Annotated in this window: 15 protein-coding genes; 9 read left to right on the top strand and 6 right to left on the bottom strand. The window is 36.1% G+C overall.

Going from position 1 to position 14509, the window contains the following annotated elements; genetic code table 11:
• Positions 1-35 precede the first annotated feature (35 nt).
• Positions 36-2153 carry a T9SS type A sorting domain-containing protein gene (locus EOD40_RS14550; RefSeq protein ID WP_128196752.1) on the top strand — a complete coding sequence of 706 codons (2118 nt, stop codon included), beginning with the start codon at positions 36-38 and terminating at the stop codon, positions 2151-2153.
• Between the two features lie 154 nt (positions 2154-2307).
• Positions 2308-2718: an OsmC family peroxiredoxin gene (locus EOD40_RS14545; RefSeq protein ID WP_128196750.1), complete on the top strand. Its 411-nt coding sequence runs from the start codon at positions 2308-2310 to the stop codon at positions 2716-2718.
• A gap of 71 nt (positions 2719-2789) precedes the next feature.
• Here the strand turns inward: EOD40_RS14545 and cysM are convergent, their stop codons facing one another.
• Positions 2790-3677, bottom strand: a complete 888-nt coding sequence (gene cysM, locus EOD40_RS14540) for a cysteine synthase CysM (RefSeq protein ID WP_128196748.1) — start codon at positions 3675-3677, stop codon at positions 2790-2792.
• Position 3678: 1 nt separating this feature from the next.
• Positions 3679-4470: a serine O-acetyltransferase EpsC gene (gene epsC / locus EOD40_RS14535; protein WP_128196746.1), complete on the bottom strand. Its 792-nt coding sequence runs from the start codon at positions 4468-4470 to the stop codon at positions 3679-3681.
• Between the two features lie 239 nt (positions 4471-4709).
• Here epsC and EOD40_RS14530 point away from each other — a divergent pair, with 239 nt between their 5' ends.
• Positions 4710-4892: a hypothetical protein gene (locus EOD40_RS14530; RefSeq protein ID WP_128196745.1), complete on the top strand. Its 183-nt coding sequence runs from the start codon at positions 4710-4712 to the stop codon at positions 4890-4892.
• Positions 4885-5436, top strand: a complete 552-nt coding sequence (locus EOD40_RS14525; RefSeq protein ID WP_128196743.1) for a Smr/MutS family protein — start codon at positions 4885-4887, stop codon at positions 5434-5436. The genes EOD40_RS14530 and EOD40_RS14525 overlap by 8 nt, the downstream gene beginning before the upstream one ends.
• A gap of 82 nt (positions 5437-5518) precedes the next feature.
• Here EOD40_RS14525 and EOD40_RS14520 read toward each other — a convergent pair whose 3' ends face one another.
• The gene (locus EOD40_RS14520) at positions 5519-6484 is read right to left on the bottom strand and encodes a hypothetical protein (RefSeq protein ID WP_128196741.1); all 966 of its coding nucleotides are present in this window, start codon (positions 6482-6484) and stop codon (positions 5519-5521) included.
• 82 nt (positions 6485-6566) lie between these two features.
• On the opposite strand from EOD40_RS14520, the gene EOD40_RS14515 reads away from it, so the two are divergent.
• From EOD40_RS14515 to fabF, 5 genes are all read left to right on the top strand, one after another.
• Positions 6567-7691, top strand: a complete 1125-nt coding sequence (locus EOD40_RS14515; RefSeq protein ID WP_128196739.1) for a cysteine desulfurase family protein — start codon at positions 6567-6569, stop codon at positions 7689-7691.
• A gap of 177 nt (positions 7692-7868) precedes the next feature.
• The gene (locus EOD40_RS14510) at positions 7869-8462 is read left to right on the top strand and encodes a TetR/AcrR family transcriptional regulator (RefSeq protein ID WP_128196737.1); all 594 of its coding nucleotides are present in this window, start codon (positions 7869-7871) and stop codon (positions 8460-8462) included.
• 54 nt (positions 8463-8516) lie between these two features.
• On the top strand, positions 8517-9278 hold the full coding sequence (locus EOD40_RS14505; RefSeq protein ID WP_128196735.1) for an SDR family oxidoreductase: 762 nt from the start codon (positions 8517-8519) through the stop codon (positions 9276-9278).
• Between the two features lie 32 nt (positions 9279-9310).
• Positions 9311-9532, top strand: a complete 222-nt coding sequence (locus tag EOD40_RS14500; RefSeq protein WP_128196734.1) for a DUF2798 domain-containing protein — start codon at positions 9311-9313, stop codon at positions 9530-9532.
• Positions 9529-10767 carry a beta-ketoacyl-ACP synthase II gene (gene fabF / locus EOD40_RS14495; RefSeq protein WP_128196732.1) on the top strand — a complete coding sequence of 413 codons (1239 nt, stop codon included), beginning with the start codon at positions 9529-9531 and terminating at the stop codon, positions 10765-10767. Before EOD40_RS14500 ends, fabF begins: the two co-directional genes overlap by 4 nt.
• An 80-nt stretch (positions 10768-10847) precedes the next feature.
• On the opposite strand, the gene EOD40_RS14490 is transcribed toward fabF, so the two are convergent.
• The 3 genes from EOD40_RS14490 to EOD40_RS14480 form a co-directional block, all read right to left on the bottom strand.
• On the bottom strand, positions 10848-11819 hold the full coding sequence (locus EOD40_RS14490; RefSeq protein WP_128196730.1) for a M23 family metallopeptidase: 972 nt from the start codon (positions 11817-11819) through the stop codon (positions 10848-10850).
• A gap of 40 nt (positions 11820-11859) precedes the next feature.
• A complete protein-coding gene (locus EOD40_RS14485; protein WP_128196728.1) occupies positions 11860-12456 on the bottom strand; it encodes a hypothetical protein in 597 nt (198 codons plus the stop codon).
• A gap of 304 nt (positions 12457-12760) precedes the next feature.
• Positions 12761-14389 carry an acyl-CoA carboxylase subunit beta gene (locus EOD40_RS14480; RefSeq protein ID WP_128196726.1) on the bottom strand — a complete coding sequence of 543 codons (1629 nt, stop codon included), beginning with the start codon at positions 14387-14389 and terminating at the stop codon, positions 12761-12763.
• Positions 14390-14509: the final 120 nt, after the last annotated feature.

Raw genomic sequence — 14509 nt, 5'->3', positions numbered from 1 at the left:
GTTGGGCAACAGGTATAGATGATGGAGATCCAGAATTGACTCAGACCCTGAGCTTCACTGTTACCAATAACAATAACAGTTTATTTTCGGTACAACCGGCAATTGCAGCAAACGGAACATTATCATATACATTGGCAGCAAATGCAAATGGTACTGCGGCTGTAACAGTAGCATTGAGTGATAATGGTTCTAATGTATCACCTAATATAAATACAAGTGCAGCACAAACCTTCAACATCAATGTAACGGCAGTTAATGATGTACCGGTGTTTACTAAAGGAGCAGACCAGACAGTAAATGAAGATGCTCCGGCACAATCAATAGCCAGTTGGGCAACAGGTATAGATGATGGAGATCCAGAACTGACTCAGACCCTGAGCTTCACTGTTACCAATAACAATAACAGTTTATTCTCGGTACAACCGGCAATTGCAGCAAACGGAACATTATCATATACATTGGCAGCAAATGCAAATGGTATTGCGATTGTGACAGTAACATTGAGTGATAATGGTTCTAATGTATCACCTAATATAAATACAAGTGCAGCACAAACCTTCAACATCAATGTAACAGCAGTGAATGACGCACCTGTTGTAGTAAATAATGCGGCAACTCAAAATGTTCAGTATAGTGATCCAATTTCTGCAGTAACAATTTCTGCAACAGATTTAGATAATGTTTATAATGAGCTTACAGCTTTAACTAGTTGGAAAAAATCAACGGATATTGGATTTTCACCGGGATTGCCCAACAATTTAATGTTAACAGAAACTTCTGTTTCGGGTAGTCCAAAGACATGGTCATTAACGGGTAATATGATGGTGTCTCCAGGTACCTACTATCTAAAGGTTAAAGTGAATGATGGTACTTCAAATTCTGCCAATAATTGGGGTGAGACAACTATTGAGATTGTTGTAGAAAAAGAAGATACACGGTTAACATTTACAGGTACACAGTTGGTTGCTACACAAAGTTCATCAAGCGGTCTTGCAACAGTACAGCTTCGTGCGACAGTACAAGATATAACTGCAACTCTTGATGCAGCTGGTGATGTAAATTATGGTGACATTAGAAATGCAAAAGTGAGATTCCTCGATGGAACTACTCCGATCGTAGTATCAGGTCTCACAGATGCATACGGATGGGTATTGAGCCCAATAGCATTGGTAAATCCTTCTGATACCAAGACTGGTATTGTTACTTTGAACTGGCCGGTTGACATTGGTTCAGCAACTGATGTTGAGTATACTATTGGTATGGAAGTTAGCGGATACTATATAAGAAATCACCAAGATGATAATACCGTAATAACAGTGTATAAATCTGTTGGAGATTTTATTACAGGTGGAGGACATATCATACCAACACAATCTGCGGGTCAGTATGCATCAGATGCAGGTAAGAAAACAAACTTTGGATTTAATGTTAAATTTAATAAATCCAATAAGAACCTGCAGGGTAATATGAATATCATCTTCCGCAGAACAGTAGCTGGTGTGTTACGTGTCTACCAGATTAAAGCCAACTCGATGACTTCATTGGGTGTAAATATTGCTAATCCAAATGCTCAAACAGCAGTGTTTACTTCTAAATGCAATTTGACAGATATTACAAACCCGCAGTCACCGATATCGTTGGGAGGAAATCTCACATTACAGGTTAATATGACAGATAGAGGTGAGCCAGGTTCTAATGATGATATTGCCATTTCGCTTTATAATGGTAGCATATTATTTTACTCAAGTAAATGGACAGGTAGCAATACGGGAATGACGCTTCTTGTAGGTGGTAATCTCGTTGTACGTAGCGGATTCAGTCTTGGAAGTGTAACGGCTAAAGAAGGTCTTTCAAAAGTTGAATTAACAGAAGAAACAGTTGCACAAGAAGCATCAATAGGAAATAAACCGACTCTGTTCGACGTAATCGCTTATCCAAATCCATCTAATAACCAGTTTACTATAACTCTGGTAGGAGGTAGTAATGAAAAAGTATCCGTTCAAGTATTTGACTTGTTAGGTAAATTGATAAAAGTTATTGAGAAAAATGACGGTGAACCAATTGTTTTTGGAGAGGAGTTACCACTAAGTGTTTATGTTGCAATTGTTACTCAAGGTGATAATAGAAAAACGATTAAATTAGTGAAGCAATAGTAATTTTTAAATTATATTAAAAGCCAACCCATTCGGGTTGGCTTTTTAATTTTTGGTTAAAAAGGGAGATACTGAAAGTTTTTATCTCAAAAAAACATTAAATTAGAGCAAGTTAAAAAAAATCGAAAAGTATAATTAAATATTTAAAAAAGCTATGAAAAGAAATGCGACCGCAGTCTGGAAAGGTTCTCTAAAAGAAGGAAAAGGAGTTCTTACAACCCAAAGTAAAACATTAGAAAATACGCAATATTCCTTTCATTCCCGTTTTGAAGAAGGAGTAGGGACAAACCCTGAAGAATTGGTTGCTGCGGCACATTCTGGGTGTTTCACGATGCAATTATCAGCTTATATTACAGAAGCAGGATTTGATATAGAGAGTATCGAAACCAAATGCGTTATCAATTTGGTAGAGGGTACAATTACAGAATCTAAATTAACCGTGAGTGCTAAAATAGCAGGGATTTCGGATGCTGTTTTTCAGGAATTGGTTACTAAAGCAGAACATAATTGCCCGATTTCTAAGTTATTCAACACCGCAATTAGCACATCGGCTGCATTAGTTTAAAATATTTTCTAAATTGAAAAGGCTCGTTTTTATTAGAAAACGAGCCTTTTTTATGAATATAAATTGAAAATTTAATCAAATAAATCAGAAGATAAATAACGATCCCCTCTGTCGCAGATAACAGCTACAATTACACCTGATTCTAATTCTTCGGCAATTTTAACTGCTACAGCAACGGCACCACCACTACTCATTCCTGCAAAAATTCCTTCTTCTAAAGCTAAACGTTTAGTCATTTCGCGTGCTTCTTTTTCGCTTACGTCAACGGTACGATCTACTTTTGAAGGATTAAAAATTTTAGGCAGGTATTCTATAGGCCATTTTCTGATTCCGGGAATTTGGGAGCCTTCCGAAGGTTGGGCACCAATAATTTGTACTGCCGGATTTTTTTCTTTTAAATAAGTAGAAGTTCCAATGATGGTTCCTGTAGTCCCCATGGCTGATACAAAATGGGTTACAGTACCTTCGGTATCGTTCCATATTTCAGGACCTGTGGTTTTGTAGTGTGCTTTCCAATTGTCGTCATTAGCGAATTGATTAAGCATGATGTAACCACCTTCGGCTACTTTTTTATCTGCATAATCTCTGGAGCCAATGATTCCTTCTTGGGCAGAAGTCAAAATCACAGTTGCACCATAGGCACGCATGGTTTGGGTGCGCTCTTTGGTAGAATCTTCAGGAAGTATTAATTCAATTTCGATTCCTAGTAATTGCGCAATCATGGCCAGAGCAATACCTGTGTTTCCACTGGTAGCTTCAATTAATTTGTCTCCTTTTTTGATTTCACCGCGATCCAGTGCGCCTTTAATCATATAATAAGCAGCTCTGTCTTTGACACTGCCGCCAGGGTTATTTCCTTCTAGCTTTAAAAGTAATTTTACGTTTTTATTTTGTACTAAATTGACTGTTTCTACAAGTGGAGTATTTCCTATTAAGTCAACTAATTTTTGAGGTTTCATATTATTTAATTTCTTTTACTTTTACTTCGGTAGTTGTGGTGTTCATGACAATTGATTTTTCAGGAACCGACTTGGTTACCCAGGCATTTCCTCCTACAATACTGTCTTTACCGATAATGGTTTCACCTCCCAGAATAGTCGCATTGGCATAAATACAAACATTTTTTTCTACGGTAGGGTGTCGTTTGGCGTTTTTCATGTCTTTGCTCACGCTCAATGCTCCAAGGGTAACTCCCTGGTATATTTTTACGTTTTTTTCAATAACGGTGGTTTCTCCAATAACAATTCCGGTGGCATGGTCAATAAAAAATGGTGAATCAATTTGAGCTCCTGCATTAATATCGGTTCCCGTTGTTTTATGTGCATATTCACTCATTAATCTCGAAAAAAGCATTAAATCCAGATTGTAGAGTTCATGACTTAGACGATAAATAGCAATAGCATAAAAACCGGGATAAGCTAAATAGACTTCTTCAATACTATTAGATGCAGGGTCGTTTTCTAAAATATAGGCAGCGTCCTGATTTAATTTTTCAAGCACAGCGGGCAATTTCTGAAGAAAACTATCCCACATAGATTCACAAGTTCTTTCAGGTTTTTTGCAGGCTACTCTTGAAATATCTTTGAATAAACCTTCAAGTTCATCAATGCTTTCTGTTAATGAAGCATTTGTGTCGAATAAAGTATAGAATAATTTTTCGGTGAACTTTTCTATTTTAGTTTTTATACCGTAATTTATGGATAGATGACTTTTTAAAGAGTCAATATTTTTTATAATTAGATCCTTTGTCATGACTTTTGGATTGTTAATAGAAAGAATGCTGCTTGATTCTAATGGTGTTGCTAATTTTAAACAAATATATTGAACTATTTTGAATAAAAGGACATGAAACAGCCACGCTTTCGATTTGTAATTTTATTTTTTGTAAAATGAATTTTATACTTTTAGAAGTATATTTTGTCGAATTGGAATCTGCTTTCTTAAAACAACAATTTTAAATTTATTACTTTTGAAATCTGATACCATTAAAAATGAAAAAAATAGTTTTCCCGATAATGTTTGTTGCAATTGCGGTTGCTTTTTATGAGCAAACATCAGCCGATAAAAATGTTTATGTTACCGTAGTGGCAATGGCTGTTTTCATGTTTGGGATGATGCGATTAAGTGCTAAAACACCTAGTAAAAATCAAGAAAAAGAAGAAGAAGATGTTTAGTAAAGGAGATAAAGTTGCAGTACTCGATGATGCTATCAATGGGGTAGTACTGGCTGTGAAAGGCAATGAGGTTACCATTGAAACCGAAGAAGGTTTTGTAATGAATTTTTCGGCAAATGAGTTGGTTAAACTAAATGATGGCAGTAATCTAATGGATTCTATCAAACGAATTAATATAGATGAAATTAAGAAGGAAAAAACGATTCCAAAGCCAAGAAGTTTTGTAAAAGAGAAAAAAGACAAGCACGAAGTTGGCGTTCCGGAATTTGATTTACATATTGAAAAACTAGTCAAAAATAAAAACGGAATGTCTAATTATGATATTTTGACGTTGCAGGCTGAAACAGCACAAAGGCACATAGAATTTGCCATTAAAAATCGCATTCCTAAAATTGTTTTTATTCATGGTGTGGGTGAAGGTGTGTTGAAAGCTGAGCTCGATTTCTTGTTAGGACGCTATGATAATATTGATTTTCAGGAAGCCAATTATCAAAAATACGGTCAGGGAGCTACCGAGGTTTTTATCAAGCAAAGTAAAAAATAATAAGATTTAGAACATACAAAAAGCGCTCATTTGGATATTCAAATGAGCGCTTTGTATTTAAAATTATGGATTTAATTATACTTTAATTGGTAGTGAATAAGTCTCCTAAAATATAACTATCCCCAAGCGTAAAATCGCTTATACCTTTTTGTAAAGAAACTTTTTTAAGCACAATCGTGTGTTTAAAAGTATTAGGGCCATTGGTAGTCGTGGTAACTTCGATAATACCACTTACGCCACTTACTCCCGCTACACCAGTCCATTCCTGACTAACAGTAGGGGTGCTAGGTGTTGTAGTATTGCAAAAATAATCAGCAGTTACTAATCCTCCGGTGAACAAACGATAAGTAAGTACGTTTGAACTGCTTCCTATAAGTCCTGTTCTTGGGCTGTTAAGAGCTGTAGCTTGGTTTACAATCAAACTAGGATCGATTTTTAGTATTAAAGCTTCACTCGTATTGTAATCATAAACTTCATTAGAGGAACTACATTTTTCCAGTGTTTGATTAAAATTAAAAGGTAAATTGGTAGCCGATGTAGTGTAATCGCCAAAAGGGAAGGTTTCATACACCTGAGTTCCACTAGTTTTCGCAAAAGTTACATTTTTAAAAGTGATGTTATGGTTGTATCCCGTAATTTTAGTCCTGTTGGTCGTTGCATCAGTTTCTTTTTTAGTCGTAGTTACAATTAGTATTTTACCATCAGTAGCGGTCCATTGGTCAGTAATAACAGGAGTTGCCGGAGCAATAGTTTCACAGATATTATCAGTTGCTACAGTTCCGTTGTAAAAACGATACACGACCCTGTTGGTGGTAGTATTAATATCTAATTCAATAGTATCGTTAGCAGCAGTAAGTTCACTAGTAAAAGTATTTTCCGGAACTTTAAGTAGTAATGCTTCTTGTTCTTTTAGTTTATAGAGAATATTATTGGTGCTACAACTTTGGGTAGACACTTCGTCAAAGCTAATATCTTCCTGAGTCAGGTTTCCATCATCGCAAGCATTTAATAATGCTAATAAAAACAGTAGGCTTAGAGCTCTTTTCATCTTAAAAATTTTGACAAAAATAGGCAAAAAATGACAAATCTTATTGGGCTTTTGATAATTGATATTTTATAACTTTGCAGCAATGAAAAAAATATACCTCGATAACGCATCTACTACCGCAATCCGACCTGAAGTTATTCAAGAAATGACAAAAGTGATGACGGAAGATTATGGAAATCCTTCTTCAACGCATAGTTTTGGTCGAAATGCTAAAAATATCCTCGAACTTTCCCGTAAATCCATTGCCAAACAATTGAATGTAAGTGCTCAGGAAATTATTTTTACTTCAGGAGGAACGGAGGCAAACAACTGGATTTTGCGCTCAGCGGTTCAGGATTTGAAGGTAAAACGGATCATTAGCAGTAAGATTGAACATCACGCGGTTTTATTGGCTATTACTGCCTTGCAAAGAGAATTTTCAATCCAGATAGATTATGTAAATGTGCTGCCCGATGGAGCCATCGATTTGACTCATTTATCGACTTTGCTTTCTCAAGATGTAAAAACTTTAGTGAGTTTGATGCATATTAATAACGAAATTGGAACAATTTTAGACCTTGAAAGAGTAGGTGTAATTTGCAAGCAATATAATGCTTTATTCCATTCGGATACAGTGCAATCGATGGGGAAAATGAAACTGGATTTGCAGTCAATAGCCGTTGATTTTGTTTTGGCCAGTGCGCATAAATTTCACGGTCCTAAAGGAGTGGGATTTGCTTTTGTTAGAAAAAATTCGGCTTTGCAACCGCTTTTTTATGGAGGCGAACAAGAAAAAGGTTTGCGAGCAGGAACAGAAGCTGTACATCAAATTGCAGGAATGGCAAAGGCTTTGGAAGTTTCTTATGCCAATTTAGAACAGGAAAAAAAACATATTACTGAGGTTAAAACGTATTTGATTGAGCAATTAGAGAATAATTTCCCGGGTTTTCAAATCAACGGAACCAGCGATGGTTTTTATAATATTGTAAATGTGTTGTTGCCTTTTTCTGAGGAAAAAACTGCTATGATTTTGTTTCATTTGGATATGCGGGGAATTGCTGTTTCAAGGGGAAGTGCTTGCCAGAGTGGAAGTATCAGACCTTCTCATGTCTTAGCCGAAATACTTTCGGATGAGCTGGTTAGAAAACCAAGTTTGCGTATTTCTTTCAGTCATTATAATACTAAAGAAGATATTGACGGATTAATTGAAGCCTTAAAAATAGTATAAGACAAGTATTTTTATCCTTTATTTTTGATTAATCGGACTATATACGCTTTCTTTTGCCAAAGTGAGTAATTTGGTGTTTTTATGAGCGATATAAAATAATTTTATATAAAAAAAAATATACCGAACGGTATTTTTTATATCTTTGTCCTATAAATTTATGTTATTATCTTTTTAAAAATGTCAAAAGCAGAACAAACTCGTCAATTCATCATAGAAAAAACAGCTTCCCTTTTTAATAAAAATGGATATGCCGGAACGTCTTTGTCTGATATTACAGCTGCAACCGGACTTACAAAAGGAAGTATATATGGAAATTTTAAAAATAAAGAAGAGGTTGTTATTGCAGTATTCAAACATAGTTCAGGAGAATTAGCTAAGAAAGTAGATGCGGCTATTTCAGATGAAACGAGTGCTTATAAACAACTTATTGCCTTCATTGATTTTTATCGAAATAATTGGTCTTCAATTTTCGAAAAAGGAGGATGCCCATTGCTTAATTCTGCTACTGAAGTTGATGATGCGTTGCCTTATATGAAAAACACAGTGCAGCATTCGTTTGTGAGTTGGGCCAAAAAAGTGGCAAAAATCATTGAATTAGGAATTGAAAATAACGAGTTTTATAAAGAAATTAATCCTAACGATTACGCTAATACGTTTATAATGTTGATTGAAGGAGGTATTTTACTTTCTAAAATGGCAAACAAACCAGATAATTTGTATCTGGCTTTAGACAGGATAGTTAAAATTATAAATGAAGAAATAGTACAATAAAAATTTTTTAATCAAAAATATACCAATCGGTATGTTTTAAAAACAATTACTACAATGAAAACAACAAACAACACCGTTTTAATTTCAGGAGGAAGCGCTGGTATTGGCTTTGAAATTGCCAAATTATTATCTGAAAAAGGAAACCACGTTATCATTACAGGACGTAATGAAGAACGTCTCAATCAAGCAGCGGCAAAGCTGAAAAACGTAACAGCCATTTTATCGGATGTAAGCAATGCTAAAGATGTGGAGCGTCTGGTAGAACAAATCAACAACGATTTTCCAAACCTCAATATAGTAATCAACAATGCCGGTCGTGCTTTGGTATATGACATTGCAGCCGAAAATGTAAATGCTTATGAAAAAGCAGAAGATGAAATGCTTACCAATTATCTTTCGGTTATTCGATTAAATGAAAAACTATTACCGTTGTTGAAAAAACAGGAAGCGGCTGCTATCGTAAATGTATCCTCTGTTGTAGCATTTGTTCCGGGAAGTCTGGTTACTTATTCGGCAAGTAAAGCCGCTTTGCATTCTTATACACAATCCTTGCGTCTGGCATTGAAACAGGAAACAAAAGTGGCTGTTTTTGAATTAATGCCACCGTTGGTAGATACTGAATTATCAGCCGCTATTGGAGGTAAAAATGGTATTTCACCAACTGTAGTTGCGGAACAGTTTGTTGCAGGACTGGAACAGAATGAATATGAAATCAGAGTGGGACAAACTGAAGATATATATCGTTTGTATCTGTCTTCACCGGAAGATGCGCTTCAACTAATGAACCAAAGAAGAGTGCAGGAAATAAATTCATAATACAGAAGTCAAGTATTTAAAAATACGATCTTATGAAACAGAAAATCACATTTGCATTGATAATGGGCATCGTTACAACGGGAATTATTTCCTTCACTTTGATAACGGTAAATCTGGGTTGGGCACATTTGCACTTAGCCATTTGGCTAAAATCCTGGTTGATTGCTTATTTAATTGTCATTCCGGCTATCTTAATTATTTCACCATTTGTTGAAAAAATAGTACACCTTTTAATTTCAAAAAAAATAAAATGAAACGAGTTGTAATTACAGGTTTGGGAACCATTAATCCGTTGGGACATGATGTGGCTACTTTTTGGAAAAATAGCCTTGAAGGGAAAAGCAGTGCGGGTATTATTAGCCGTTTTGATGCTTCAAAATTTCGTACGCAGATTGCTGCCGAAATAAAGGATTTTGAACCTCAAAAATACCTGGATCGAAACGAAATAAAACGTAGTGATTTGTTTACGCAATATGCGTTGTACAGCGCCTCACAGGCTTTGGAAGATTCAGGATTAGATATTGCTGCAATGGATCCTTTTGATATTGGAGTCATCTGGGGAGTAGGACAAGGCGGAATGGAAACTTTTGAATCTGAAGTAGAAAATTATGTAAGCGGAAATTACATTCCACGATTCAGTCCGTTTTTTGTACCCCGATTGATTGTGAATATGGCTTCGGGAATGATTTCTATGAAATTTGGTTTGCAGGGTATCAATTATACCACGGTTTCTGCCTGTGCTACTTCCAATACTGCCATTATGGATGCCTTTAATTACATCCGTCTGGGCAAAGCCAAAGTATTTGTAACGGGAGGTTCAGAAGCACCAATTACTGCGGCTTCGGTTGGCGGTTTTTGTTCTATGAAAGCGATGTCAGCCAGAAATGATGATCCGCTCACAGCCAGTCGCCCGTTCGATAGAGACCGTGATGGTTTTGTGATGGGAGAAGGAGCTGGAGCATTGATTTTGGAAGAATATGAACACGCCAAAAAACGTGGTGCTAAAATTTATGCCGAATTAGCCGGAGCAGCAATGACCGCGGATGCCTATCATATGACATCGCCACATCCTGAAGGTTTGGGTGCTGCGAAAGCGATGCAACTAGCTCTTGAAGAAGCAAAACTTAATAGTTCGCAATTGGATTATTTGAATTTACATGCTACTTCAACCCCTGTTGGAGATATTGCCGAATTGAAAGCCGTAGACAAAACGTTCAAAGGTTCAAAAAATTTGTGGGTAAGTTCCAGTAAATCGATGACGGGACATTTGCTGGGAGCGGCAGGAGCCATCGAAGCGATTTTGGCGATACAATCAATCAACGAAAATATAATTCCACCCACCATAAATATCGAAAATCTTGATTCCGAGATTCCTAAAAATATTCAAATCGTAATCAATGAACCTTTGCAAAAAAACATACATACAGCTATGAGCAATGCTTTTGGCTTTGGCGGACATAATTCTACTTTGGTTTTTCGAGAAATATGAGACTGATTATTTTTACTAATTTTCCCCGCTGATGTTCCCTTATTTATTTTTGCGAATAGCTGCGGGTTAATTTTTTAGAGTTACTTTTTGATGTTATTAATTTTGTCTTTTTGTACAGGGGAATAATCGGTTTTAGTTTGCCCGTTGACTTGGATAGTATCAAAATAGCATTTAATTCCTGTCGCTACATTCATGTCTTCAGCATTTTGTAGATGAAAATGCAAATGAGGTTCTGAGGAATTCCCGGAATTTCCACATAATCCCAGTAACTGTCCTTGTTTGATTTTTTGCCCTTGTTTGACAACGATTGAATGTTGTTTGAAATGTGCAAAAAACAAGAATTCATTATTTACCGATTTAATAATTACAGTATTTCCAGGAATATAAACGGGATTTAAAACTCCGGGAATATTGTCTTTTACACCATCAACAACCAGAACAATTTCTCCATCACAGGGAGCAATTAAATCTTTCCCAAAAGCGTAATAGTCCTCATTTGTTTTCCCATCGGTTTTAAATGATTTTCCCTTATCGTTTGTAATTAACATATCGAAAGCATTTTTTTGAGCCTGGCTTTCAATATGATAGTTCAACTCTTTTGTGTCACCGCCCCATAACACGGTCCATTGTTCTTTAAAAGGCAGAATGAGTTTGGTTTTATTCCGTTCTATTTTTGGTAAACTACTGTTTTCAAAAGGTTTTATAAACAGACCATTAATTTTAGAGTTGTTGTCTACCGAAATATTAAGTGTAAATAAGGCTCTTTCAAAATTGGTTTTATACGAAGCATAATTTTGTTCGTATTTTAGAAATTCTCTTTGGGTAATTTTTCCGGCTTGTTGTTTTAAACCGGACAAGAAATCCTTTGTTTTGTCAAGAGGTAAGGCGTTTTGCATTTCGGCTGAAAATCCTGAAAAAACAGCTTCATAATTATCTGAATTGTAATTCTTTTCAAAGTCGTTTACGGCTGTTTTATAAAATGCTTTTTCGGTTTGGGCAAAACTAATAGTGGTTAAAAGTGAAAAAAATAAGATAGATAGGATTTTGTTCATTTTGGTTGTTTTTTGGTTTGAATGTTTGTGGGTTGGTCTTTTATAATGAATATCTGTTATCATAATTATCATAATCATACAAAGAATCTTGAGTTTCGGAATCTAACTTAATAGTCATTTTAGAATCTAATTCCATGGAAACAGCTATTCTTTGTCCGATAAAAAAGGCTTCATTCAAAATTTTGATAATGCAATCTTCGAATGCAATTCCAGCTTCTGTAAGTTGGGATTGTTTATTTCTAATCATTTCAAACATTTCAGTAAACATTTCTCTGATGATATAAATTTTGCTTTCGGCAAATTTTCTAATCTCATTGGGTAATGCTTTCAATCCATTGCTGGTCATACAATCATCAAAATTATAAGCGATTCTTTCTAAGGGCTCCCCAATCATGTAGGCAAGAGCAAACTCAAATCCTTTTCCATAGGTATATACAAATGCTCTTATGAATAAATTTTCCTGGCTAAAGAAATGCTCCAAGGTTGAGAATTTGGATAAATCTTCTACTTGAGTTTTTATAAACGTTCTCAGCTTGTCTTCATCATAAGGGATTGTGTAATTTTCGTCTAAGTCTAAAAGACCATTCGCTTTAGCAATTGTTAATCCTTTGTTTGTGATTTGTTCTAAAATTTCCATAATGGAGGCTATTGATTGTCTTTAAACCCGTTTAGCACTAAAAATACAAATTATTAATTAGAAGACCGTAGCGAATAGTTTTTTAGAAACTTTTTTTATTTATGGATGTTGGATTGTTTTTTAGGATGCTAGCGCAAGCTGTTATAAGCCGTTTTACTCTGTTTCATCTGTGTGCTAAAAGTTGTAGCTCTATCACAAAGGCTCATAAAAACATACCAAGATTCTTCAAGTTTTAAGAGAAATCGGTGTGAATCAGTTTTATCCGTTATATCTGTGGGCTAATAAAATTAGTGTATTGAAAAATCTAAACCTGAATCACACCCAAATTGAATGCTTTTTCAATAGGAGCGTGGTTGGCGGCTTCGATACCCATAGAAATCCATTTTCGGGTGTCTAATGGATCAATGATGGCATCAGTCCACAAGCGGGAAGCGGCATAATAGGGAGAGGTTTGTTCGTAGTAGCGCGCTTTTATTTTGGCAAACAATTCGGCTTCTTTGGCTTCATCAACGATTTCTCCTTTGGCTTTCATCGAAGAAGCTTCTATTTGTGCCAATACTTTCGCGGCTTGAGTACCACCCATAACGGCTAATTCGGCACTTGGCCAGGCCACAATTAATCTTGGATCATAGGCTTTACCACACATGGCGTAGTTTCCGGCACCATAGGAATTCCCAACAATCACGGTAAATTTTGGAACGACCGAGTTGCTCACGGCATTGACCATTTTAGCTCCGTCTTTGATGATTCCGCCCTGTTCCGACTTGGAACCCACCATAAATCCGGTAACGTCTTGCAGGAATACCAAAGGGATTTTTTTCTGATTGCAGTTGGCAATAAAGCGTGTGGCTTTATCGGCACTATCGGAGTAGATGACACCGCCAAACTGCATTTCGCCTTTTTTTGTTTTGATTACTTTTCGTTGGTTGGCTACAATCCCCACTGCCCATCCGTCAATGCGGGCATAACCCGTGATGATGGTTTGTCCGTAACCGTCTTTGTAAGCTTCAAATTCAGAATTATCTACCATACGATTGATGATTTCCATCATATCATATTGTTCGGTGCGGGCTTTTGGTAATATGCCGTATATTTCTTTTTCGTCTAAGGCTGGTTTTACAGTTTTGATGCGGTTGAATCCCGCTTTGTCGTAGTCACCAATTTTGTCAACTATATTTTTTATTTTGTCTAAAGCATCTTTGTCGTCTTTGGCTTTATAATCGGTCACTCCTGAGATTTCGCAATGTGTGGTCGCTCCACCCAGGCTTTCGTTATCGATATTTTCGCCAATGGCTGCTTTTACCAAATAGCTTCCAGCCAAAAAGATACTCGCCGTTTTATCAACAATTATGGCTTCGTCACTCATGATAGGCAGATAAGCACCTCCGGCAACACAACTGCCCATAATAGCCGAAATTTGCGTAATTCCCATGCTGCTCATGATGGCATTATTTCTAAAAATACGTCCAAAATGTTCTTTATCAGGGAAAATTTCGTCCTGCATAGGCAAATAAACTCCTGCACTGTCTACTAAATATATGATTGGAATTTTGTTTTCCATTGCAATTTCCTGTGCACGCAAGTTTTTCTTAGCCGTGATAGGAAACCAGGCACCCGCTTTTACAGTAGCATCATTGGCAACAACAATACATTGTTTTCCTTTAATGTAGCCAATTTTTACCACAACACCTCCCGAAGGACAGCCGCCATGTTCCTTGTACATTCCTCCACCTACGAGTGCTCCAATTTCAATACTTTCGGCATTGGCATCCAATAAATAGTCAATGCGCTCACGGGCAGTCATTTTGCCTTCGGCATGTAATTTTTGAATGCGTTTTTCGCCTCCTCCTAATTTTATTTTAGAGAATTTTTGTCTTAAATCAGAAAGTAAAAGTTTATTGTGGTCTTCGTTTTTGTTGAAGTTTAAATCCATGGTGTTTGTAATTGCAAGAAAATTGATGGCTAAAATACAAAACCAATTGAAGTTTTTTTGTTTTTTTTACCATATAAGTCATTTAAGTTTTTTGATTTTATCTAAAGTAAAAAGCTAAGC

The organism is Flavobacterium sufflavum (assembly GCF_004016525.1).
Classification (GTDB): domain Bacteria; phylum Bacteroidota; class Bacteroidia; order Flavobacteriales; family Flavobacteriaceae; genus Flavobacterium; species Flavobacterium sufflavum.
The sequence above is the reverse complement of the archived record's forward strand: the minus strand, read 5'-3'. Positions and strand labels throughout refer to the sequence as shown.

What these genes read in the sequence shown, in the direction of transcription:
- EOD40_RS14545 (WP_128196750.1), top strand. Translation starts at nt 2,308, where the DNA reads ATGAAAAGAAATGCGACCGCAGTCTGGAAAGGTTCTCTAAAAGAAGGA.
- cysM (WP_128196748.1), bottom strand. Translation starts at nt 3,677, where the DNA reads ATGAAACCTCAAAAATTAGTTGACTTAATAGGAAATACTCCACTTGTA.
- epsC (WP_128196746.1), bottom strand. Translation starts at nt 4,470, where the DNA reads ATGACAAAGGATCTAATTATAAAAAATATTGACTCTTTAAAAAGTCAT.
- EOD40_RS14530 (WP_128196745.1), top strand. Translation starts at nt 4,710, where the DNA reads ATGAAAAAAATAGTTTTCCCGATAATGTTTGTTGCAATTGCGGTTGCT.
- EOD40_RS14525 (WP_128196743.1), top strand. Translation starts at nt 4,885, where the DNA reads ATGTTTAGTAAAGGAGATAAAGTTGCAGTACTCGATGATGCTATCAAT.
- EOD40_RS14520 (WP_128196741.1), bottom strand. Translation starts at nt 6,484, where the DNA reads ATGAAAAGAGCTCTAAGCCTACTGTTTTTATTAGCATTATTAAATGCT.
- EOD40_RS14515 (WP_128196739.1), top strand. Translation starts at nt 6,567, where the DNA reads ATGAAAAAAATATACCTCGATAACGCATCTACTACCGCAATCCGACCT.
- EOD40_RS14510 (WP_128196737.1), top strand. Translation starts at nt 7,869, where the DNA reads ATGTCAAAAGCAGAACAAACTCGTCAATTCATCATAGAAAAAACAGCT.
- EOD40_RS14505 (WP_128196735.1), top strand. Translation starts at nt 8,517, where the DNA reads ATGAAAACAACAAACAACACCGTTTTAATTTCAGGAGGAAGCGCTGGT.
- EOD40_RS14500 (WP_128196734.1), top strand. Translation starts at nt 9,311, where the DNA reads ATGAAACAGAAAATCACATTTGCATTGATAATGGGCATCGTTACAACG.
- fabF (WP_128196732.1), top strand. Translation starts at nt 9,529, where the DNA reads ATGAAACGAGTTGTAATTACAGGTTTGGGAACCATTAATCCGTTGGGA.
- EOD40_RS14490 (WP_128196730.1), bottom strand. Translation starts at nt 11,819, where the DNA reads ATGAACAAAATCCTATCTATCTTATTTTTTTCACTTTTAACCACTATT.
- EOD40_RS14485 (WP_128196728.1), bottom strand. Translation starts at nt 12,456, where the DNA reads ATGGAAATTTTAGAACAAATCACAAACAAAGGATTAACAATTGCTAAA.
- EOD40_RS14480 (WP_128196726.1), bottom strand. Translation starts at nt 14,389, where the DNA reads ATGGATTTAAACTTCAACAAAAACGAAGACCACAATAAACTTTTACTT.